Raw genomic sequence first — 20,051 nt, 5'->3', positions numbered from 1 at the left:
GCCTCGAACCAAGGAGCGCCCGGAGACGGGCCCGTCAGACCATGCCTGAGATCATCCATTCGTCTCCCGAAGACATCGCCGTGATGACCGACCGCGCCCGCGAGGTGATGCGGCTGAACGTCGAGGCGCTTGAGGCGCTGGAGCGGTCCATCGACGTTTCCATGGCGCGCGCGGTCGATGTGATCATGAGCCGGCCGGGCTATGTGATCGTGACCGGCATGGGCAAGTCGGGCCATATCGGCGGCAAGATCGCCGCCACCCTGGCCTCCACCGGCACCAGCGCCTTCTTTGTCCACCCCGCCGAGATGAGCCATGGCGACCTGGGCATGCTGCGCCCCGACGTCACAGTGTTGGCCATCTCCAACTCGGGCGAGAGCCGCGAACTGCGCGATCCGTTGATCTATTGCCAGCGCAACGGCATCCCGGTCATCGCCATCACCCAGCGGCCGGCCAGCTTCCTCGGCCGCAACGCCGCCGTCTGCCTGACCATGCCCAAGGTGGCCGAGGCCTGCCCCAACGGCCTGGCGCCGACGACCTCGACCCTGATGACCCTGGCCCTGGGCGACGCTCTGGCCATGGTTCTGATGGACCGCCGGGCCTTCAGCGCCATGGATTTCGGCCTGCACCACCCCGGCGGGGCGCTGGGCATGAGCCTGCAGAGCGTGCGCGAATGGATGGGCGACAACGCCGCCGCCCCCGCCAGCGTGCCGCTGAACGCCAGTTTCAGCGAAGTCGTCTCGGCCATCACCGAGGGTCGCAAGGGGGCGGTCGCGGTCCTTCATGCGGACGGATCCCTGGCTGGAATCGTCACCGACGGCGATTTGCGTCGCGCCTTCCAGCGCGACATCACCGATCTGACCGCCGCCGATATCATGGGCGCCAATCCGATCACGGTCGAGCCGGAAGCTCGGATGAGCGACGTCGTCGATCTTCTGACCGCCAACAAGATCGCCAATCTGTTCGTGGTCGAGGAAGGCCGACCGACCGCCATCGTCCATATCGCGGAACTGATGCAGGCCGGCTACGTCGCCTGAAGGTCCGAAGATGCGCATCCTCTACGACGCCAGCCGGTTGATGAGCCGGGCCGACCGTTCCGCCCCGACCGGTGTGGACCGGGTCTGTCTGGCCTATGCCGAATGGCTGCTGTCCCGGCCCGACGTCGTCACCATACCGGTGCGCGGTCGCAAGAATCGGTTGGTGGCCGTCAAGGCCAGCTGGTTCCGCGACTTCGTCGCCGACCTGCGGAGCAGATGGAACGGCGCGAACGACGCCCAAGGCGATCTGGCCCATGAAGCGCGGCTGCTGGGCGCTCTGGCCGCCGCCGTCCGGCCCGAGACGTCCGTTGTCAGCCCGCCGCCCGGTCCGATTGCGGAAAAGCCTGCTGACAAGGGGCGGGTGCTGAAGCAGTTCTTTCGGTCGCGCCATGGCGCCGCCCTGCCGGCGGCGGACCTGTATCTGAATGTCGGCCACACCACTCTGCACGATCCCTCGGCGCTGAAGGAACTGGAGGCGGCTGGCGTCGAGCGCGTCGTCCTGATCCACGACCTGATTCCCGTCACCCACCCGGAGTTTTGCCGCCCCGGCGACGGGGACAAACATCACGCCCGCGTGGCCAACACCCTCCGCCACGCCAGCCGGGTGATCGTCAACTCGGCCTATACCGAGCACGAGCTGCGCGCCTTCGCCTCGCGCGAAGGTCTGCCCCAGCCGCCGGTTCACGTCGCCCATCTCGGCTTGGAGCCCGCCTTCGGCGTCGGCGAAGCTTTCGCGGCCCCGCGACCCTATTTCGTCCATGTCGGCACCATAGAGGCGCGCAAGAATCTGGCGCTTCTGCTGACCTTGTGGAGACGGCTGGAGGAACGACTCGGCGACCAGACCCCATCGCTGGTTCTCGTCGGTCGGTACGGCTGGGAGAACGAGGCGGTGCTGGATCATCTGGAACGGTCGCCGAACCTGCGGGGCGTGGTGCACCAGGCCTCCAATCTGTCCGATGTTCTGCTGGCGCGGCTGATGCGGGGCGCGCGGGCGGTCCTGGCCCCCTCTTCGGTCGAAGGGTTCGACCTGCCGGCGGTCGAGGCCCGCGCCATGGGCCTGCCCCTGATCTGCTCGGACATCCCGCCCCACCGAGAGCTGATTCCGGAGGCGGAGCTGATCGACCCTCTGGACGGACTGGGCTGGCTGGCGGCGATCGAACGCGCAACCCTGAATCCGCCGACCGCCCCCGCAGTCGGCGCCGCGCCCTCATGGCCCGCCCATTTCGACATTGTCGCACGCGCCATAGGGCTTCAGCCGACCTCGCCTCTGGCGGGAGTCTCCAAAGGCTTGTAATCAGTCCGCGAACAAGGGCCGACCCGCTTCATGACTCGCACCATCCTGCCCCTCGCCATCGTCGCCATCCTGGGCGGCTGCTCCACCCTGCCGCGTGACGGACCCTCGGGGGCGTCGATCGACGCGGGCGCCACCACGGCGCAGGCCCAGGGCAGCTACGCCCTGGTGCCCCTGACCTATGAGGTGACGGAACGGATGAAGGCGGTCCCGCCCCAGTTCTTCGGCACCCTGGCGGCCGCTTCCAGCGAACAGCCCGCCGATGTCATCGGCGTCGGCGACACCCTGGCCATCTCGATCTACGACCCGTCGGGCGCCCTGTTCGGCGGCGCTCTGGGCGGCGGCTCCAGCGGCAATCGCACCCAAGCGACCCTGTCCGGCGGTTCCCAGGCCCTGCCCGGCGTGACCGTTGACCGCAGCGGCTCGGTCGCCGTGCCCTTCGCCGGCCAGGTGCGTGTCGAAGGTCTGACGGCGCCCCAAGCCGCAGCCGCCGTTCGTCGCGCCCTCGCAGGCAAGGTCGCCAATCCGCAGGTGCTGGTCGGCATCGCCGACAACGCTTCCAATACGGTCAATGTCTTCGGTGACGTGCGCCGTCCTGGCCGCGCCCCTCTGGGCGTCAACAGCGACCGCATCCTGGACGTCATCGCGGCAGCCGGCGGTTCCGCGCGCGAAACCGACGATCTGACCATCAGCATCCAGCGCGGCGGGCAGACCTATACGGCGCCGATGACGGCCGTGACGACCGAGTTCGGCGAGAACGTCCGCCTGCAACGCGGCGACGTGATCAATGTCCAGTACAAGCCCCGTCGTTTCTCCACCTTCGGGGCCCTGAACGCCGTAACCCAAGTCGATATGCCTGCCGGTCCGATGACCCTGACCGGCGCCATGTCCAAGGTGGGCGGACTGAACACCAACACCGCCAACGCCCGTCGCGTGATGGTCTTCCGTTTCGAGCGGCCAGAGGTCGCCCAGGCCCTCGGGATCACCCAGGCCCCTACCCCGAAGGGCGTGCCGGTGGTCTATCAACTGGACTTCAACGAGGCCGCCAACGTCTTCGCCGCCACCAATATGCAGATCATGCCGGAAGACGTGATCTACGTGCCCCTGGCCGGCGCCGCCGAGGCCCGCAAATTCTTCGAGGTCGTCCAGAGCCTGACCCGCGTCGTCTATGACGTGTCGGTGACCAGCTCCCTCAACACCGACTGATGTTTCGGGCGCGCTGGCGGGCCTTACTGTCGCAACTGAGCGGCCCCGCGCCCGGTCACCTTCGGACAGGGGACGATAGCGCAGCGGCGTCTCCGTTCGACCGTCCGTCCGATTACGAACCGTCTGCGCCAGACCCTCTGGAAAGCGCGCTCGCCGAGATCGAGGCCGGCGCGCTTGAGATCTATGCCCACGCCGGGCTGCCGACCGCGCCCGGCCATTACCGCAAGCCACCCGGCGCCGACACCTGGACCTTCATCGCGGCCACTCTGCCGCCGGAGGCGCGCTTCGCTCTGACGCTGGAGCATCCGCCGGAAAGGGGCTGGCGGTTCGCACGGTTACAGGACCTGGGCGCGCGATCAGGCCGCCCCGATCTGCAAGCCGCATCGCGCCTGTTGAACGACATCGCCGATCTACGGACGGCCAGGCGCGGCCTTCTGACCGAGGATCACCTTCTGGTCGCCATGGAATTGGGCGGCGCGTGGCGGGCGCTGAGGGACGCCAAGGCCGTCAAGACGACGCGACTGACCTTGACGCCGCCAAAGAAGGACAGGGTCAAGCGCGACAAGACGACGAAGCCGCGCTAGGAACACCGCCTCCCCGAACGCCAGAGCTTACCATGTCCAACGCGCCCGAATATCCTCCCGAAACCCGTCCTGTGGGACGGATCATCGCCATGCCGGCGGACACCAACCCCGAAGGTGACATCTTCGGCGGCTGGCTGCTGGCCCAGATGGACGTCGCCGGCGCCACGCCCGCTTTTGAGCTGGCCCAGGGCCGCTGCGCCACCGTGGCCCTGGACGGCATGGTGTTTCACCAGCCGGTCGCCGTCGGCGACGAGGTCAGCATCTATGCGGAAGTGATCGGCACAGGCCGCACCTCCATTCGCGTCAATGTCGAGGCCTGGAAACGGTCGCGCGGCCAGCCCCTGGCGACATCGGTCCGCGTGACCCAGGGCGTCTTCACCTATGTGGCCATCGACGAGAACCGCAAACCCCGCCCCCTCCCCGGCAAGGAATAGGCGGGCCCCTTCAATGGCTGGCGTCGTCCGGTTGACAGTGGCGCAGCCGGACCACCAAATGCTCAGGCCGTTTGGGGGAACAGCATGGTCATCATCGCCGCCTATATCGCGGGTCTCTTTCTGATTCTGCGGGAGGCTGTTCCGTGGCTTAAAGCGCGAGCGTCCGGGGTCATCTACACACGCGGCCACCGACGCCATAAGGTGTTGCGCGCGGAAGAGCCGGAACGCTTCGCCGCCCTGGCCGCGAACCGGTTTCGAGCCATGGGCGTCGGCGCACTGGTTCTCGCGCTCGCCGTCGGCTGGACCGTTTGGACCGCCTTCGGTGCCGTTTTGCAGGCCGCTGCGCCGCTGTAGAACGGCGTGCGAGGCCTGGAAATCTTGACCTAACGCCGGGGCGCGCCTACGTCCCGGCCATGGCCATCCGACGTATCCTCACCATCGACATCCCCGCCGACCTGGCGATTTTGAAACAGGTGTCCACGCCCGTTGCGGCCGTGGACGACGCGGTGCGCACCCTGATGGACGACATGCTGGAGACCATGTACGCGGCGCCGGGCATCGGTCTTGCCGCCGTTCAGGTCGGGGCGCTGGATCGGGTCATCGTCATGGACCTGGGGGATCGCGACGGAACCGTCTGCGAAACCGAGGAAGAAGACACGCCGGAAGCCGCCGAGGCGCGCAAGAATCCGCGATTCTTCGCCAATCCGGAAATCCTGTGGACCTCGGACGAACTCTACACCTACGAAGAGGGCTGCCTGTCGATCCCCGAGTATTTCGACAAGGTGGAACGTCCCGCCCGCGTCCGCATTCGCTATCTGAACCGTGACGGTCAGTCGGTGGAGGAAGAGGCTTCGGGCCTCTACGCCGTCTGCATCCAGCACGAGATGGACCACCTTAACGGCGTGCTCTTCATCGACCACCTGTCGCGGCTGAAGCGGGATCGCGCCGTGACCAAGGTCAAGAAGGCCGCCCGCGACAGGATCGCCGCCTGATGACCCGACGCCCCACTCGCCCCATCCGCCGCGGCCAGTCCCTGGTCATCGACACGCAAGGGCGGCGTCGCCTGACCCGCAGCCAGAAGATCGGCGTCGCCGGGGTCGCGACCCTGGCCGGCGTCGCCCTGCTGGGCGTGGTGGCGGGCCTGCTGCTGGACCGGCTGCTCGATTTCGACGACGCTTTGGACGCGGGCGGCGAATGGGATGAGGGCGGCGGCGTCTTCACCCGCTGGCAGTAAAGGCCGCAAGCCGTTAAAGGCGTGCCCATGCGCCTTGCCTTCATGGGAACTCCCGACTTCCCCTGGCCGAGCTTCTCGCCTCGGGCCACGAGATCGTCGCCGTCTATTCGCAGCCGCCGCGCCCCAAGGGCCGGGGCCAGAAGCTGACGCCGTCGCCGGTCCACGCCTTCGCCGAGACCATGGGCCTGCCCGTGTTCACGCCCGAGAGCATGAAGTCGCCCGAGGCCGTCGCCGACTTCCAGAGCCTGGACCTCGACGCCGCCTGCGTCGTCGCCTACGGCCAGATCCTGAACGCCGAGGTGCTGGCCGCGCCCCGGCTAGGCTGTCTGAACCTGCACGGCTCGCTGCTGCCCCGCTGGCGCGGCGCGGCGCCGATCCAGCGGGCGATCATGGCCGGCGACACCGAGACTGGGGTCCAGATCATGCAGATGAGCCTGGGCCTGGACGAGGGACCGATCCTGCTGGGCGAGGTGATGGACATCCGGCCCGACGACACGGCCGCCAGCCTGTCGGAACGCATGGCCCATGTCGGCGCCGGCCTGTGGCCCCGGGCCCTGGCCGCCATTGATCGCGGCGGCGTCGCGCCGACGGACCAGGTCGGCGAACCGACCTATGCGAAGAAGATCACCCCCGCCGAAGCCCGCATCGACTGGACCCGTCCGGCGGCCGAGGTCGACGCCCATATCCGCGGCCTGTCGCCCTTCCCCGGCGCCTGGTTCGAGGCCCCGTCAGAAGCGGGGCCGGTTCGGATCAAGGCCCTGCTGTCGGCCCTGGCGGACGGATCAGGCGCGCCCGGCGCGGCGCTGGACGACGCCCTGACCGTGGCCTGCGGCGCCGGCGCGGTGCGGCTGATCCGGGTCCAGCGCGAGGGCAAGGCGGCGCAATCGGCCGATGAGATGCTGCGCGGCTTTGCCCTGCCGGCCGGGACCGTGCTCGGCTGATGCCGCGCTACAAGCTGACCCTCGAATACGACGGCACGGCCTACAACGGCTTTCAGGCCCAGGAGGACCAGCCGACGGTCCAGGGCGCGGTCGAGGCCGCCATACTGGCCTTTTCAGGCGAGCGTATCCGTATCGCCGCTGCGGGCCGCACCGACACCGGCGTCCATGCGACGGCCCAGGTGATCCACGCCGATCTGGAGCGCGACTGGCCGGTGGACACCGTCCTGAACGCCATCAACGCCCATCTGATCAAGCAGGACGTCTGCGTCCTGTCGGCCGAATACGCGCCCGATCCCGACTGGCACGCGCGGTTCTCGGCCACCGGCCGGGGCTATCTGTACCGGATCCTGAACCGCCGCCCCCAGCCGGTGCTGGAGCGGGACCGGGTCTGGCATGTCAAGAAGACCCTGGACGCCGAGGCCATGCACCATGCGGCCCAGGTCCTGGTCGGCCTTCACGACTTCACCACCTTCCGCGACGTGGGCTGCCAGTCCAAGTCGCCGGTCAAGACCCTGGACGTGGCCCGCGTCTCCCGTTTCGGCGAAGAGGTGCATCTGGTCTTCCAGGCCCGCAGCTTCCTGCACCGCCAGGTCCGGTCGATGGCCGGCACCCTGGTCGAGGCGGGTCTGGGCCGCTGGACCGCCCACGACGTCAAGGCGGCGCTGGAGGCGAAGGACCGCGCCCGGTGCGGCCCCGTCGCCCCCTCGGCGGGGCTCTATCTCAGCGGCGTGCGCTACGACTGAACCCCGCCTGGGGCCGGATCAGCCGCGCTGCTGAACCAGAACCTCGGCGATCTGGACCGCGTTCAGGGCCGCGCCCTTCCTAAGATTGTCGTTGGAGACGAACAGGGCCAGCCCGTGCTCGACCGTCGGATCAGGACGCACCCGGCCGACGAAGACCGGATCCTGACCCGCCGCCTCCAGCGGGTTCGGCACGGCGGTGACGACCACGCCCGGCGCCTGGCCCAGCAGATCCAGCGCCTGGGCCGCCGACAGCGCCCGCTCGAACTCGACATTGATCGACAGGGAGTGGCCGGTGAAGACCGGCACCCGCACACAGGTGCCCGAGACCGGCAGGCCGGGGATCTCCAGGATCTTGCGGCTCTCGTCGCGCAGCTTCAGCTCCTCGTCGGTATAGCCGTCCTCGCCCAGCGCGTAGTTCAGGGCCACGACATTGGCGGCGATCGGCACGACCCACTTTTCCGGCGCGCCGAAGTCCACGGCCCCGCCGTCGCGGGCCAGGGCCGCGCCCTGCCCCACGGTCGCGCGCGCCTGGTCCTCCAGCACGCGGATGCCCTCGATCCCGCCGCCCGACACGGCCTGATAGGTCGAGACCGTCAGACGCTTCAGCCCCGCCGCGTCGTGCAGGGGCTTCAGCACCGGCATGGCGGCCATGGTGGTGCAGTTGGGGTTGGCGATGATCCCCTTGGGCAGGTTGGCCAGGGCGTGGGGGTTCACCTCGGCGACCACCAGCGGCACTTGCGGGTCGCTGCGCCAGGCGGAGGAGTTGTCGATCACCACCGCCCCGGCGGCCGCCACCTTGGGCGCCAGAGCCCTGGACGTGTCGCCGCCGGCCGAGAAGAAGACGATGTCCAGACCGGCGTAGTCGGCGGTCGCCGCGTCCTGGACCACGATGTCGGTCTCGCCGAAGCGGACGGTCTTGCCCGCCGACCGGGCCGAGGCGAACAGGCGCAGCGAGGCCAGCGGGAAGTTCCGCTCGGCCAGCAGGCCACGCATCATCTCGCCGACGAGGCCGGTGGCGCCGACGATGCCGACATGGGGCGGACGGGAGGGGGAAAAGGACATTCAGGCGTCTCCTGGAAGGATGGAGGCGCGGGGTTCAGCCGGATCGACCGCCCCGCGCATCGGCGGGGCTTGGGATCGGGGTTCGGCGCTTCAGACCTCGCGCACACCCGAAACCGCCCCGCCGAAGCCGGTGGTTTTCGAGGTAATCGCTTTGGTCATAGTGCGGGTCACGGCGACGCTCTCTAAGGGCAAGGATCGGTCGTGTAAACAGGCTTTTGGAGACAAGACCGGCACGGCGCTCGGTTTTCGACGGCTCAATGCGCAAAAATCCGTCACCCCACGGAAAAATCATCGCGCGGTTCGAAATTGCACTGCACCCTCGAAAACGGTGCAATGTGCAAAAGAGTGCAATTAGGCGGGCCTCCCTTCGATATCGACGGACGGGAGTATAGGCCCGCTGGAAGGCATGGTTGGTTGGAGGCCGAATCTTTCAGTCAGGCGGTTGTTTTGCCGACGGAATATTTTTTGAACTAGGAAAGCTGGCTGCCGAAGCGGACCTACCTAACGTCTGCAATGGGTGGGAGGCTGTCATTCGTGGATCGACTGACTGATGGCAGCTATGGTGCTCAAGCTGTCGTTCAGCCCTGCACCTCGAATGTCTGCTTGTATTGAAGGCCAATCGGCATGGCACGGGGAGATACGAAATGACGAAGAAGAGCGACCGCATCGCCGACCTTCCATCGACGCGGGAGGCCTCGGACTTCCTGCCTGCCGTGCGGGTTGTACGTGGGTTGGCCAACCTCGCCGTCAAGACTGGACTTGGAGGAGAGAAGGCCAAGCGGATCGTTGAGAGCGCAAATGAGCTGCTCTCTCAAGCTGATATTCTCGACCTGCCGGATCGGTTCAACGCAGCGTTTGGTGATCGCGGATGGATTGCGACGTCTTCCCTGTCAGTGGAGGTGATGCGCACGGCCCTAGAGAGCCACGAAGCTGGTGATATGGATACTGCCGAAGCCATCATCTTGGACTGGGTGCTCATGCCAGACACCATCAAGATGTTCGCGATCACACGGAGTAAATCGTTCAATGTCGCGCAGGATCGCTGGCACCAATTGCGTGAAGCGCTCGCGTTGACCCAAGAGGATCGTTACTGGTCCGCTATTCCCCTAATTCTGGTCGCAAGCGATGGCTTCGCATCCGACGTACTCGGCACCTCTCCGTTCGAGAAGAACGCAGATCTCTCCCTCTTTGACTCAATGGTGGCGCACCCAACCGCTCTTCCCGCCCTGCTCGCACGGTTGACGAAAGGTGTGCGCAAATCGAGCGACGACCATCTGTCCTTGCCGCTGCGCCACGGCATTTTGCATGGGCGATCCCTTGGCTACGCGAACCGTGCCGTTTGCGGCAAGGCTTGGATGCTCATGATCGCCTTGGTCGACTGGGCGGCGGACAAGCGAGACGAAGAAGCGCGACGGGCTAAGAACGAAGCACGAAACTCGACTGACTGGCGGGAACTTGCTGCCTCCATCCAAAAGAACCAAGGTGACAAGCGAGCTATTGAGTCATTCGTCGAAAAGGAATGGGACGGCCCGTTCGATGCAGGACTGAACGAAAGCGATCCCCCTTTTGCGTTCCGTGAATTTTTAGCGGGTTGGAAGGCCCGAAATTTTGGCCTCATGGCCAAAAGAGCGGTCAACATCACGCAACAGGCGCAGAAACATTTAGCAGGGCGGATGCGGGCCGATACTGAGCATGTCCAGCTTACGGCGTTCGAGATACTAGCAGTGAAGCAGACAACAGTCGCGAGGGCGGAGGCACGCGTCTTTATGCGCGGTCGAACGTTAAAGGACGAGGTCGAGGGAGAATTCGCGATACTCGCATTTCGGCATACTGTAGGCGGCGACATCGCGATGCCACATGACGAAGGTGCTTGGTATGTGCAGCAAGGTTGCGTGTTTGATCTCATGCACCAGCGCACAGCCTAGAAGCATCGTAAATGAGCATCCCCTAGAATGACGGAAATGCTGGATTAGTTACAAATCCAGATGCAGGAACTGGCTGAATTCGTTCGCCTCGTAGCCGGAGAAGGGTGCGCCATCCACGAAGCCGCGCCGCCGGTACATCGCCAGAGCCGGTTCGAAGGCGTCGCCGCGGCCGGTCTCCAGGCTCAGCCGTTTCACGCCTGCGGCCCGTGCGGCGTCGATGATCTGTTCCAGCAGCACCGCCGCCACGCCGCGCCGCAGATGGTCGGGGTGGGTGCGCATCGACTTCACCTCGGCCTGATCGGCGTCGATCAGCTTCAGGGCGCCTATGCCGGCCAGGGCCGCGCCGTCCCAGGCCGTCCAGACGGTGATGTTCGGTTGCAGCAGGCCGGTCAGGTCCAGGGCGTGGACGTGGCAGGCCGGGGAGTTGGCGTGCATGCCCGACAGGTGGAAGGCCAAGAGGGCGCGAACCGCCTCCCCGCTGAGATCATCCACCCGCAGGTCGAACACGGGCTCAGACCTTGGACAGGATCAGCGTGCCGTTGGTGCCGCCGAAACCGAAGCTGTTGGACATGACGTGGGTCAGTTCGCCCTCGTGGCGCTGACGCAGGATGGGCATGCCCTCGAAGGCCGGATCCAGGGTCTCGATATGGGCGCTCTCGGCCGCAAACCCGTTCTGCATCATCAGCAGGCAGTAGATGGCTTCCTGTGCGCCCGCCGCGCCGAGCGAGTGGCCCGTCAGCGACTTGGTCGAGGAGATCATCGGCATCTGGTCGCCGAAGACGGCGCGCACGGCCTCCATTTCCTTCGAATCCCCGACCGGGGTCGAGGTGCCGTGCGGGTTCAGATAGTCGATCTTCGGATTGCCGGCCTGTTCCAGCGCGATCTTCATGCAGCGCTGGGCGCCCTCGCCCGAGGGGGCGACCATGTCGTAGCCGTCGGAGTTGGCGCCATAGCCGGTGACTTCGGCCAGAATGGTCGCGCCGCGCGCCTTGGCCCGCTCGTATTCCTCCAGCACCACAATGCCGGCGCCGCCGGCGATGACGAAGCCGTCGCGGTTGACGTCATAGGCGCGCGAGGCGACCGAGGGGGTCGCGTTGTAGTCCGACGACATGGCGCCCATGGCGTCGAACATGTTGGACATGGACCAGTCGATGTCCTCGCAGCCGCCGGCGAAGACCACGTCCTGCTTGCCCCACTGGATCTGTTCGACCCCGGCGCCGATGCAATGGGCGGATGTCGCGCAGGCCGAGCTGATCGAATAGTTGATCCCGCGCATCTGGAACCAGGTCGCCAGCACCGCCGAGGGGCCGGACGCCATGGCCTTGGGCACGGCGAACGGGCCGATCCGCTTGGGCGAATTCTTCTCGATCGTGGTGGCGGCGGCGTTCAGGATCACCTGGGTCGAGGGGCCGCCCTCGCCGACGATCAGGCCGATGCGGTCGTCGCGAATCTCTTCGGCCGTCATGCCCGACGACTTCAGCGCCTCTTCGAAGGCGATGTGCGCCCAGGCCGTGCCGTTGGCCAGGAAGCGGGCGGCGCGACGGTCGACCAGTTCCTCCCACGGGCCGATCTTGGGCGGGGCCCAGACCTGGCTGCGGAAGCCGTATTTGGCGTGATCGGGCGCATGGACGACGCCCGAACGGGCTTCGCGCAGGGACTGGGTCACCTCTTCGGCGCCGTGGCCGATGGAAGAGACGATGCCCAGGCCGGTGACGACGACACGACGCATGGTGTTTCCTTCTTTAGCTTCTCGACCCGAGCTTCTCGAGCGGGGGTCTTCCGCGCTGTCCGCGGTTATATAGGCGTTTAAGCGCCCGCCTGCTCGTCCTTGGCGGCGCCAAAGAGTCCCACCCGCATATCGTTGCAGGTGTAGATCACCTCGCCGTCGGCCTCCAGCACGCCATCGGCGATGCCCATCACCAGTTTGCGATTGATCACGCGCTTCAGGTTGATCTTGTAGACCACCTTCTTGATGTCCGGGGTCACCTGGCCGGTGAACTTGACCTCGCCGACGCCCAGGGCGCGACCGCGGCCCGGACCGCCGATCCAGCCCAGATAGAAGCCGACCAGCTGCCACATGGCGTCCAGGCCCAGGCAGCCCGGCATGACCGGGTCGCCGATGAAGTGGCACTGGAAGAACCAGAGCTCGGGATTGATGTCGAGTTCAGCCTCGACATAGCCCTTGCCGTGGGTTCCGCCGTCGGACGAGATCTGGGTGATCCGGTCGAACATCAGCATCGGCGGGGCGGGCAGTTGGGCGTTGCCGGGACCGAACAGTTCGCCGCGCCCGGAGGCCAGAAGGGCCTCGTGGTCGAAGGACGAGGGGTATTGGGACTGGGTCAAGGCGGTTCCGTCTGGTCTGCTGTTGCGTGCGGGTTACACGACCGGGCCGCTTCGCTCAACACCGAGGGTGACCAAGCGTCAGCCTCGACCCGTTCCCGCAGGGCGATTGGCGTTGCACAGGGCCCTCTGCTGGGTGCCGAACACCGCCCGTTCCTGGATCCAGCCGTTCAGGCGACGCGCCCGCACCCGGCACCAACCCTCTTCGCACTCGTCCAGCGACACCAGCGAGCGGGGCGACAGCCGCGCCCGCACGGCCGAGGCCTGGGACTTGCCGGCGTGGATCATCACCTCTTCGGGCGAGGTGTTCAGCACATAGCGACGCCCCGAGGATACCGTGCGGTGAATCCAGGCGACCGCGCCGTCCGAGTCGCAGATCTTGCGCCATTCCGTCGTCTCGGCGATCACCTGGACCGGCAAACCGGCGGCGCGGTATTCCCACAGGATCGGATAATCCAGCCCCGGCCCCTGGCGGGCGCGGACGTGCGAGGACTTCAGCGAGATCCAGCGCGGCACCTCCAGCCCCGACGGCGTGGGCCGCCCATCAGGCATGGTCGCGCCCGCGCCGGCCATCACGCCCAGCCCCAGAACGGCAAGGGTTATGGCGATGCGGCGTCGCAGGCTTTGGAAGATGGCGGCGGCTTTGCTAGACACTGAGGAAACGACCCGTCGTGCGGGCTTCGATCCTGAACCGTCGCCCGCTAACCAAGGCCCGCAATGTCCGTTCGCAAGCTTAAGGTCGTATTAACCAGACGCCTGCCCGACGCGGTCGAAACCCGGATGCGCGAGCTTTTCGACGCCGAGCTGAACCTGAAGGACCAGCCGATGGACCGGGCGGCGCTTGTGGCGGCGGTTCAGCGGGCCGAGGTTCTGGTGCCGACCATCACCGACGTCATCGACGCCGACCTGATCAATGGGGCCGGCGAACAGCTGAAGATGATCGCCAACTTCGGCGCCGGGGTGGACCATATCGACGTGGATGCGGCCGTGGCGCGCGGGATCATCGTCACCAACACCCCCGGCGTCCTGACCGAGGACACCGCCGACCTGGCCATGAGCCTGATCCTGGCCGTCAGCCGCCGTATCGTCGAAGGCGCCCAGGTGGTGGCCGAGGGCCGGTTCGAGGGCTGGACCCCGACCTGGATGTGCGGTCGCAAACTGTGGGGCAAGCGGCTGGGGATCGTCGGCATGGGCCGAATCGGCCAGGCCCTGGCCCGCCGCGCCAAGGCCTTCGGCCTGCAGGTCCATTATCACAACCGCAAACCCGTCCCGGCCCTGATCGAGGAAGAGCTGGGCGCGACCTACTGGGACGATCTGGACCAGATGCTGGCGCGGATGGACGTGGTCTCGCTGAACTGCCCGGCGACCAAGGACACCCATCACCTGCTGTCGGCGGAACGGCTGGCCAAGCTCCAGCCCCACGCCATACTGATCAACACCGCGCGCGGCGAACTGATCGACGAGGCGGCCCTGTCCCAAGCCGTGGCGACGCGGTCTTTGTCCGGCGTCGGCCTGGACGTGTTCGAGAACGAGCCGGCCATCCACCCCGGCCTGCTGGGCCAGCCGAACGTCGTGCTCCTGCCCCACCTGGGCTCGGCCACCCTGGAGGCGCGCCAGGACATGGGCGACCGGGTCATCGCCAATGTCATGACCTACCAGAACGGCCACCGCCCGCCGGACCGGGTCATTCCAGCGATGCTTTAGGGCGCGGCCAGCAGCCGTTCGGCGGCGTCGGGATATTTCTGCGCCAGTCGCGCGGCCCAGTCGGCCTTCATCGGCAAATGGGTGCGAGCCTGACCGATGCGGCGCTCGACCAGGGCGGCGGCCTCGCGGTGGGCGGGCCAGTCCATCAAGAAGCCCAGGACGGTTTCGAAATCGGCGTGGGTCGCGACGTGGGCCAGGGCGCGGTCCAGGGCCTCTACGTCGTCGAAATCGGGCAGGCGGGCGAGATAGTCGCGTAAAGCCGGGGCCGACAGGTCGCGTTCGAACATCGCCCAGCGCAGGTCCTGGGCCTCGGCCTTGCGCCCCTCGGCGTCGAGCAGGTCGATGGAGGCCGCCTCCCAGGCGGGGGTCAGGGGCGGCGGTCCCGCCGCGGGCGACCGACCGAAGGTGAAGCGCCGGTTCGCCGCCGACGGCTTCAACGCCGCCTCCAGGGCCTGACGCGCCTCGGCGATTCGACCGGCCGCCAGCAACCGCCGCGCCGCCGCCGCCGCGAAGTCCGGCGATCCCTGTTCATCGGGCGTGACCAAGGACAGCCACAGATCCAGATTCTCGGCCCGGTCCGCCAGTCGCCGGATCGCCGTCCGTGCGCCGCGCACTCCCGAACCCGTATCCATCACCGCCAGCACGGCCCGCGCCAGCTCCGGGCTCAGGGCCTCGCCCGCCGCGCCGATCCAGCGGGCATAGTCCAGCGGATGGCGTTCGATGGCGGCGGCCAGACGCTCCATCGCCGCCTGATCCATCAGCGCCGTCTGGGCGACGGTCCAAAGATCGGGCGCCGCCGCCTCGAAGGCGGTCGTCATCTCGCCGCGCGGATCCTTGACCCGCAGCGTCAGGCCGCGAAACAGGTCGAACCAGGCGATCATCCGGTCCAGGCCGGCGACGGGCGCTCGCGGCGCCAGATCCTCCACCACTGCGCGGCGCAGCATGTCGAGGTCGCGCAGCAGGTCCGGCCGTTTGCGCCAGGACACCCGCGCCCGCGCCCCCGCCAGAGCCGTCAGCCGCTTGTCCAGCTCGACCGTCAGGGGCTCGACCCCCGCCTCGGCCGCCAGCACCAGCCGCAGACGCCGCTTCAACAAGGCGTCGCCGTCCGCCGCCTGCATCAGCAGATCGCCCAGCCGATCCGCCCCCAGGGACGCCAGGCTGGCGGCGTTCAGACGTTTGGGCGAGGCGGGGCGTCGGGCCATCGGGTCTCCTTTTCACAAGTCTGTCGAACCGGACTCATACGGCTGTCGAAAACCATGGGCAGGGGAGGAACCGCCGCGAGCGAGCTTCGTTTCCGGCGACCTGTCTGAGGAAGCGTGCGTTGGACTCCTACTATTGTATCGTCAATCTGCCGGGCGTTGCGGTGCGTGATATCTGCGTCCTGAGCGCAGCCGACGATACGGCCGCGAATCAGGCGCTGGCGGCGGTCGCGCGGGCCTGGGCCGGGTTCGAGACCCTCTATCTGTATTGCGGCGAGCGGCTGGTGACGGTGCTCAGCAACCCCGCCCTGGGCTTCGCCCCGCACATCCCGGATCTGGATCTGGCCGACGTGCGGTTCTCCACCGCGGCCTGAGGTTCAACCGCCGCAAACCGGGCAATGGGGGTCGGCCGTCACCCGCACCGTCCGCGCCGCGCCCGCCAGGCCGTCATAGATCATCAGCCGCCCGGTCAGGCTGTCGCCCGCGCCGACGATCAGCTTGATGGTTTCCAGCGCCGCCATCGACCCGACCACGCCCGCCAGGGCGCCGACCACGCCGACACGGACGCAGGTCTCGGCGTCCGGCGGGATCTCGGGCACCAGGCACTGATAACAGGGCCGGCCGGCGAACACCCCGACCTGGCCGCTCCAACGCCCCAGCGCCCCGGACACCAGGGGTTTGGCGACCGCCACGCAGGCGGCGTTGACGATCAGCCGGGTCTCGAAATCATCGGTCCCGTCCAGCACGATGTCGAAGCCGTCGATCCGCGCCGCCGCATTGGCCGGCGTCAGCCGTTCGGCGAAGGTCTGGATCATCACGTGCGGATTCAGCTGATCCAGGCGCGCGGCCGCGGCCTCGACCTTGGGTCGGCCGGCCTCAGGCGTGGAAAAGAGGATCTGGCGCTGAAGGTTCGACAGGCCGACGACGTCGTCGTCGATCAAACCCAGGGCCCCCACTCCCGCCGCCGCAAGGTACAGGGCCGCCGGCGCGCCAACGCCTCCAACGCCGACGATCAGCACCCGCGCACGTTTCAGCGCCTGCTGCCCCGGCCCGCCGATCTCGGACAGGACCAGATGCCGGGCATAGCGTTCGACTTCGTCTTCGGAGAAAACCATGGCTCCATCTAGCGATGCGGAGCCCGTCGCGCGAGGCCCCGGACGGCGCTAGACGGTCGCGGCCATCTCACGACTGGCGTCGATCAGAATACGCTCGGCCTGGTCCGCAACGGACGGGTCCGTCAGCGGCGCCGCCAACAAACGCCCCAGCGCCGACGGCGCATCGGCTTGAGCCATGGGCCAGTCCGTGAAAAGGCGTTGCGTGATCGGGATGTCAGCCAGGACCCGAATATTGGTGTGGCGTCGGTCGGCGCGCAGCCGCCCCATCAGTCGGTCCAGATCGACACGGGCGCCTTCGACGGCCTGAAAGAACCGACCCTCGTGCCGCATCAAGACGCCGGTCAAATGGTCCCTGCGGTTGTTCCGGTCGGAGGCGCCGATGATGTCGATCAAGGACAACAGGCTTGCGCCGGCGTCGCCAACGGCTTCGCTGACATAGACGATGCGGAACAAACTCATTGAATACTCATACGCTTACAACCGAAAATCGGGCACAACCTCTAGAGCGATCAGGTTAATGAAACACGCAAAAGGGGTTAGGCGGCGCAGGCCGACACCCGAAGCTTGTCGCACGACAACAGGCGTTCCAGACCGGACGCCTCGACGTCTTCTAGCCGGCGCCCGCGCAGATATTCTGCGGCCTGTTCCGGCGACAGGGCGTAGAGCCGGACAGGATCCATGAGGCGACGCTGAAAGATCGGACGATCCGTCAGGATTCTCAGAATGCGGTGACGTGGATCGGAGAAGAGCCGCTTCAACAGTCGATCGACGTCGGCGCGCATGCCCTCGAGCAGGACGACCGCCTGGCCTTCATAAAACATCATGGCGCTGCCGATGGCGTCACGACGGTTGTTGTGCTCGGAGGCCCCGAGAATATCGACCACCGTCCCGACCGAGCGCCCAACGGCGCCGACCGTTTCGCTCAAAATAAGAACCCGATAGAGCAATTCTCTATCCCCAATTTCGCATATCTGTGGAGTGTATTCTTACTTTACGTTGATCACTTAGGTCAAAGTATGACATCGCTATCTGAGATTGCGGCAGGCTTGATCCCGCAACAACCTCACGCCATCTGGGCGTCATGACCCAATCCAACTTCCCCGACTGGCACGGCACCACCATCCTGGCGGTCCGCAAGAACGGCCGCACCGTGATCGCCGGCGACGGCCAGGTCTCGATGGGGCCGACCATCGTCAAAGGGGCCGCGCGCAAGGTGCGGACCCTGGCGGGCGGCAAGGTGCTGGCCGGTTTCGCCGGCGCCACCGCCGACGCCTTCACCCTGATCGAACGGCTTGAGGCCAAGCTGGAACAATATCCGGACCAGCTGGCGCGCGCCTGCGTCGACCTGGCCAAGGACTGGCGCACCGACCGGTATCTGCGCCGGCTGGAGGCCATGCTTCTGGTGGCGGACAAGTCGTCGATCTTCACCGTCACCGGCGTCGGCGACGTGCTGGAGCCGGAACACGGCGTCGCCGCCGTGGGTTCGGGCGGCAACTACGCCCTGTCGGCCGCCCGCGCCCTGATCGAGGAGACCGACCTGGACGCCGAGGCCGTCGCCCGCAAGGCGATGAAGATCGCGGCCGAGATCTGCGTCTATACCAACGGCAATCTGACGGTGGAGACGCTGGAGGGGTGACTTGCTGCGGTCGCGTTGCGAGCCGGCCCCCTTTGGCTTAAGGCCCCGCCATGACCGAAGACGCCCCCATTCGACCCCTCGCCCGCAATCCGCGCGGTTTCGCCGACAAGCGCGGCCGCGACCTGACCGCCGAGCGCCGCATCGTGGCGCGCGTGTCGGAGGTCTATGAGCGCTGGGGCTTCGAGCCGCTGGAGACGCCGGCCTTCGAATACGCCGACGCCCTGGGCAAATTCCTGCCTGACGCCGACCGGCCCAATGAAGGGGTGTTCGCGCTTCAGGACGATGCGGGCTCGGATGAGCCGGGCGAGTGGATGGCCCTGCGTTACGACCACACCGCCCCCCTGGCCCGGTTCGCGGCCCAGACCTGGGAGACCCTGCCCAAGCCGTTCCGCCGCTATGCCTATGGCCCGGTGTGGCGCAACGAGAAGCCGGGTCCGGGCCGGTTCCGCGAGTTCTGGCAGTGCGACGCCGACACCGTCGGCTCTGACCGGCCCGAGGCCGACGCCGAGATCATCGCCATGGCCTGCGAGGGCCTGGGCGCCGCCGGACTGGACGCGGGCCAGGCCCAGATCCGCGTCTCGAACCGCAAACTGTTCGACGGCCTGTTCGACGCCGGCGGCGTGACCGAGGCCGGTCAGCGGCTGACCGCCCTTCGCGCCATCGACAAGTTCGACCGGCTGGGCTGGGAAGGCGTAGTCCAACTGCTGGGCGAAGGCCGGCTGGACGAGTCCGGCGACTATACCAAGGGCGCGAGCCTGCCGGCCAAGGTGACCGGCGCCATCGAGGCCTTCCTGGCCTCGGCCAACACCCCCGGTCTGTCGCGGGCCGAAACGCTGGAGGCCGTAGCGCGGTCCGGCGACCTGGGCGCGGCGGGCGAGGCGGCGCTGAACGAGCTGGCGGCCATCGACCGGGCCTTGGGCGCCATGAAGGTCGGCCAGGAGGCCGTTAAGTTCGATCCCACCATCGTGCGCGGGCTGGAATATTACACCGGCGCCGTGTTCGAGGCCGAGCTGCTGCTGGACACGGTGGACGACAAGGGGCGGCCGGTGCGGTTCGGCTCCATCGGCGGCGGCGGGCGCTATGACGACCTGGTGGCCCGCTTCACCGGCCAGAGCGTGCCGGCGACCGGCTTCTCCTTCGGCGTCTCGCGCCTGGCTTCGGCCCTGCGCGCCGCCGGACGCGGCGGCGACTACGCCGTGCGTGGCCCGGTGGTGGTGATCGTCTTCTCTGAGGACGACATGAGCCACTATCTGGCCGCAGTCGCCGAGCTGCGCGCCGCCGGAATTGCGGCCGAACTCTATCTGGGTCGGGCGGGCATGAAGGCGCAGATGAAATACGCCGACCGTCGCGGATCGCCCGCCGTCGTCATCCTGGGCGGGGACGAGATCGCCGCCGGCGAGGTCACCATCAAGGATCTGGACGCCGGCCGGGCCGCCGCCGCAGCCATCGCCGACAATGACGCCTGGAAGGCCGAGCGGCCGGGCCAGATGAAGATCGCCCGCGCCGACATGGTTTCCGCCATTCGGTCCATTATCGAATAAGCTTCGATAAATAAGTCTGTCTGGCAACAGTTATCGCCGATAAGTCGAAGAAAGTTCGATTC

Annotated in this window: 23 protein-coding genes and 1 pseudogene; 15 read left to right on the top strand and 9 right to left on the bottom strand. The window is 67.2% G+C overall.

Going from position 1 to position 20,051, the window contains the following annotated elements:
* Positions 1–41: 41 nt before the first annotated feature.
* The 10 genes and pseudogenes from ACW177_RS02740 (at position 42) to truA (ending at position 7,467) form a co-directional block, all read left to right on the top strand.
* On the top strand, positions 42–1,034 hold the full coding sequence (locus ACW177_RS02740) for a KpsF/GutQ family sugar-phosphate isomerase (protein ID WP_492027135.1): 993 nt from the start codon (positions 42–44) through the stop codon (positions 1,032–1,034).
* Positions 1,035–1,044: 10 nt separating this feature from the next.
* The gene (locus ACW177_RS02735) at positions 1,045–2,328 is read left to right on the top strand and encodes a glycosyltransferase family 4 protein (RefSeq protein ID WP_492027134.1); all 1,284 of its coding nucleotides are present in this window, start codon (positions 1,045–1,047) and stop codon (positions 2,326–2,328) included.
* A 30-nt stretch (positions 2,329–2,358) separates the two neighbouring features.
* Positions 2,359–3,531, top strand: a complete 1,173-nt coding sequence (locus ACW177_RS02730; RefSeq protein WP_492027133.1) for a polysaccharide biosynthesis/export family protein — start codon at positions 2,359–2,361, stop codon at positions 3,529–3,531.
* Positions 3,531–4,115, top strand: a complete 585-nt coding sequence (locus ACW177_RS02725; protein ID WP_492027132.1) for a hypothetical protein — start codon at positions 3,531–3,533, stop codon at positions 4,113–4,115. Before ACW177_RS02730 ends, ACW177_RS02725 begins: the two co-directional genes overlap by 1 nt.
* Before the next feature lie 32 nt (positions 4,116–4,147).
* Entirely contained in the window at positions 4,148–4,549 is a 402-nt protein-coding gene (locus tag ACW177_RS02720; RefSeq protein WP_492027131.1) for an acyl-CoA thioesterase, read from the top strand.
* Between the two features lie 84 nt (positions 4,550–4,633).
* On the top strand, positions 4,634–4,903 hold the full coding sequence (locus ACW177_RS02715) for a hypothetical protein (protein WP_492027130.1): 270 nt from the start codon (positions 4,634–4,636) through the stop codon (positions 4,901–4,903).
* A gap of 59 nt (positions 4,904–4,962) precedes the next feature.
* Complete coding sequence (gene def, locus ACW177_RS02710; protein ID WP_492027129.1) at positions 4,963–5,541, top strand: peptide deformylase; 579 nt, start codon at positions 4,963–4,965, stop codon at positions 5,539–5,541.
* Positions 5,541–5,783 carry a hypothetical protein gene (locus ACW177_RS02705; protein WP_426025816.1) on the top strand — a complete coding sequence of 81 codons (243 nt, stop codon included), beginning with the start codon at positions 5,541–5,543 and terminating at the stop codon, positions 5,781–5,783. The genes def and ACW177_RS02705 overlap by 1 nt, the downstream gene beginning before the upstream one ends.
* A 27-nt stretch (positions 5,784–5,810) precedes the next feature.
* Positions 5,811–6,724: pseudogene (gene fmt / locus ACW177_RS02700) on the top strand (methionyl-tRNA formyltransferase).
* Positions 6,724–7,467: a tRNA pseudouridine(38-40) synthase TruA gene (truA, locus tag ACW177_RS02695; RefSeq protein WP_492027128.1), complete on the top strand. Its 744-nt coding sequence runs from the start codon at positions 6,724–6,726 to the stop codon at positions 7,465–7,467. The pseudogene fmt and the gene truA overlap by 1 nt, the downstream one beginning before the upstream one ends.
* An 18-nt stretch (positions 7,468–7,485) precedes the next feature.
* Here truA and ACW177_RS02690 read toward each other — a convergent pair whose 3' ends face one another.
* Complete coding sequence (locus ACW177_RS02690) at positions 7,486–8,529, bottom strand: aspartate-semialdehyde dehydrogenase (protein ID WP_492027127.1); 1,044 nt, start codon at positions 8,527–8,529, stop codon at positions 7,486–7,488.
* A gap of 644 nt (positions 8,530–9,173) precedes the next feature.
* On the opposite strand from ACW177_RS02690, the gene ACW177_RS02685 reads away from it, so the two are divergent.
* Entirely contained in the window at positions 9,174–10,454 is a 1,281-nt protein-coding gene (locus tag ACW177_RS02685; RefSeq protein ID WP_492027126.1) for a hypothetical protein, read from the top strand.
* A 48-nt stretch (positions 10,455–10,502) separates the two neighbouring features.
* Here the strand turns inward: ACW177_RS02685 and ACW177_RS02680 are convergent, their stop codons facing one another.
* The 4 genes from ACW177_RS02680 to ACW177_RS02665 form a co-directional block, all read right to left on the bottom strand.
* A complete protein-coding gene (locus tag ACW177_RS02680; RefSeq protein ID WP_492027125.1) occupies positions 10,503–10,961 on the bottom strand; it encodes a GNAT family N-acetyltransferase in 459 nt (152 codons plus the stop codon).
* A 4-nt stretch (positions 10,962–10,965) separates the two neighbouring features.
* Positions 10,966–12,183: a beta-ketoacyl-ACP synthase I gene (fabB, locus tag ACW177_RS02675; RefSeq protein ID WP_492027124.1), complete on the bottom strand. Its 1,218-nt coding sequence runs from the start codon at positions 12,181–12,183 to the stop codon at positions 10,966–10,968.
* 77 nt (positions 12,184–12,260) lie between these two features.
* Positions 12,261–12,797 carry a 3-hydroxyacyl-[acyl-carrier-protein] dehydratase FabA gene (fabA, locus tag ACW177_RS02670; protein ID WP_492027123.1) on the bottom strand — a complete coding sequence of 179 codons (537 nt, stop codon included), beginning with the start codon at positions 12,795–12,797 and terminating at the stop codon, positions 12,261–12,263.
* Between the two features lie 78 nt (positions 12,798–12,875).
* Positions 12,876–13,448, bottom strand: coding sequence for an SH3 domain-containing protein (locus ACW177_RS02665; RefSeq protein ID WP_492027122.1), 573 nt, complete (start codon positions 13,446–13,448; stop codon positions 12,876–12,878).
* 63 nt (positions 13,449–13,511) lie between these two features.
* On the opposite strand from ACW177_RS02665, the gene ACW177_RS02660 reads away from it, so the two are divergent.
* A complete protein-coding gene (locus tag ACW177_RS02660) occupies positions 13,512–14,498 on the top strand; it encodes a 2-hydroxyacid dehydrogenase (protein WP_492027121.1) in 987 nt (328 codons plus the stop codon).
* Here ACW177_RS02660 and ACW177_RS02655 read toward each other — a convergent pair.
* Positions 14,495–15,700 (bottom strand): DUF6880 family protein, encoded by a 1,206-nt coding sequence (locus ACW177_RS02655; RefSeq protein WP_492027120.1) that lies wholly within the window; start codon positions 15,698–15,700, stop codon positions 14,495–14,497. The two genes, ACW177_RS02660 and ACW177_RS02655, sit on opposite strands and share 4 nt — an antisense overlap.
* Positions 15,701–15,819: 119 nt before the next feature.
* Between ACW177_RS02655 and ACW177_RS02650 the strand changes: the two genes are divergently transcribed.
* Positions 15,820–16,071, top strand: coding sequence for a hypothetical protein (locus tag ACW177_RS02650; RefSeq protein ID WP_492027119.1), 252 nt, complete (start codon positions 15,820–15,822; stop codon positions 16,069–16,071).
* 3 nt (positions 16,072–16,074) lie between these two features.
* Here the strand turns inward: ACW177_RS02650 and ACW177_RS02645 are convergent, their stop codons facing one another.
* The 3 genes from ACW177_RS02645 to ACW177_RS02635 all read right to left on the bottom strand — a co-directional run bounded on the left by ACW177_RS02645 (position 16,075) and on the right by ACW177_RS02635 (position 17,738).
* The gene (locus tag ACW177_RS02645) at positions 16,075–16,812 is read right to left on the bottom strand and encodes a HesA/MoeB/ThiF family protein (protein ID WP_492027118.1); all 738 of its coding nucleotides are present in this window, start codon (positions 16,810–16,812) and stop codon (positions 16,075–16,077) included.
* Positions 16,813–16,860: 48 nt separating this feature from the next.
* Entirely contained in the window at positions 16,861–17,271 is a 411-nt protein-coding gene (locus tag ACW177_RS02640; protein ID WP_492027117.1) for a BLUF domain-containing protein, read from the bottom strand.
* Between the two features lie 77 nt (positions 17,272–17,348).
* A complete protein-coding gene (locus tag ACW177_RS02635; RefSeq protein ID WP_492027116.1) occupies positions 17,349–17,738 on the bottom strand; it encodes a BLUF domain-containing protein in 390 nt (129 codons plus the stop codon).
* Between the two features lie 155 nt (positions 17,739–17,893).
* On the opposite strand from ACW177_RS02635, the gene hslV reads away from it, so the two are divergent.
* Positions 17,894–18,448, top strand: a complete 555-nt coding sequence (gene hslV / locus ACW177_RS02630) for an ATP-dependent protease subunit HslV (protein ID WP_492027115.1) — start codon at positions 17,894–17,896, stop codon at positions 18,446–18,448.
* Between the two features lie 50 nt (positions 18,449–18,498).
* Positions 18,499–19,989, top strand: a complete 1,491-nt coding sequence (hisS, locus tag ACW177_RS02625) for a histidine--tRNA ligase (RefSeq protein WP_492027114.1) — start codon at positions 18,499–18,501, stop codon at positions 19,987–19,989.
* The last annotated feature ends 62 nt before the right edge of the window (positions 19,990–20,051 follow it).

This window comes from Brevundimonas sp. AVps23W, from assembly GCF_058681395.1.
Note: the sequence above shows the minus strand (reverse complement) of the source record. Positions and strands in the feature narration are given on the sequence as shown.

Bases quoted from the DNA above. Each gene is read 5' to 3' on its own strand.
- ACW177_RS02740 (WP_492027135.1), top strand. From the start codon at position 42: ATGCCTGAGATCATCCATTCGTCTCCCGAAGACATCGCCGTGATGACC.
- ACW177_RS02735 (WP_492027134.1), top strand. From the start codon at position 1,045: ATGCGCATCCTCTACGACGCCAGCCGGTTGATGAGCCGGGCCGACCGT.
- ACW177_RS02730 (WP_492027133.1), top strand. From the start codon at position 2,359: ATGACTCGCACCATCCTGCCCCTCGCCATCGTCGCCATCCTGGGCGGC.
- ACW177_RS02725 (WP_492027132.1), top strand. From the start codon at position 3,531: ATGTTTCGGGCGCGCTGGCGGGCCTTACTGTCGCAACTGAGCGGCCCC.
- ACW177_RS02720 (WP_492027131.1), top strand. From the start codon at position 4,148: ATGTCCAACGCGCCCGAATATCCTCCCGAAACCCGTCCTGTGGGACGG.
- ACW177_RS02715 (WP_492027130.1), top strand. From the start codon at position 4,634: ATGGTCATCATCGCCGCCTATATCGCGGGTCTCTTTCTGATTCTGCGG.
- def (WP_492027129.1), top strand. From the start codon at position 4,963: ATGGCCATCCGACGTATCCTCACCATCGACATCCCCGCCGACCTGGCG.
- ACW177_RS02705 (WP_426025816.1), top strand. From the start codon at position 5,541: ATGACCCGACGCCCCACTCGCCCCATCCGCCGCGGCCAGTCCCTGGTC.
- truA (WP_492027128.1), top strand. From the start codon at position 6,724: ATGCCGCGCTACAAGCTGACCCTCGAATACGACGGCACGGCCTACAAC.
- ACW177_RS02690 (WP_492027127.1), bottom strand. From the start codon at position 8,529: ATGTCCTTTTCCCCCTCCCGTCCGCCCCATGTCGGCATCGTCGGCGCC.
- ACW177_RS02685 (WP_492027126.1), top strand. From the start codon at position 9,174: ATGACGAAGAAGAGCGACCGCATCGCCGACCTTCCATCGACGCGGGAG.
- fabB (WP_492027124.1), bottom strand. From the start codon at position 12,183: ATGCGTCGTGTCGTCGTCACCGGCCTGGGCATCGTCTCTTCCATCGGC.
- ACW177_RS02660 (WP_492027121.1), top strand. From the start codon at position 13,512: ATGTCCGTTCGCAAGCTTAAGGTCGTATTAACCAGACGCCTGCCCGAC.
- ACW177_RS02655 (WP_492027120.1), bottom strand. From the start codon at position 15,700: ATGGCCCGACGCCCCGCCTCGCCCAAACGTCTGAACGCCGCCAGCCTG.
- ACW177_RS02645 (WP_492027118.1), bottom strand. From the start codon at position 16,812: ATGGTTTTCTCCGAAGACGAAGTCGAACGCTATGCCCGGCATCTGGTC.
- ACW177_RS02640 (WP_492027117.1), bottom strand. From the start codon at position 17,271: ATGAGTTTGTTCCGCATCGTCTATGTCAGCGAAGCCGTTGGCGACGCC.
- hslV (WP_492027115.1), top strand. From the start codon at position 17,894: ATGACCCAATCCAACTTCCCCGACTGGCACGGCACCACCATCCTGGCG.
- hisS (WP_492027114.1), top strand. From the start codon at position 18,499: ATGACCGAAGACGCCCCCATTCGACCCCTCGCCCGCAATCCGCGCGGT.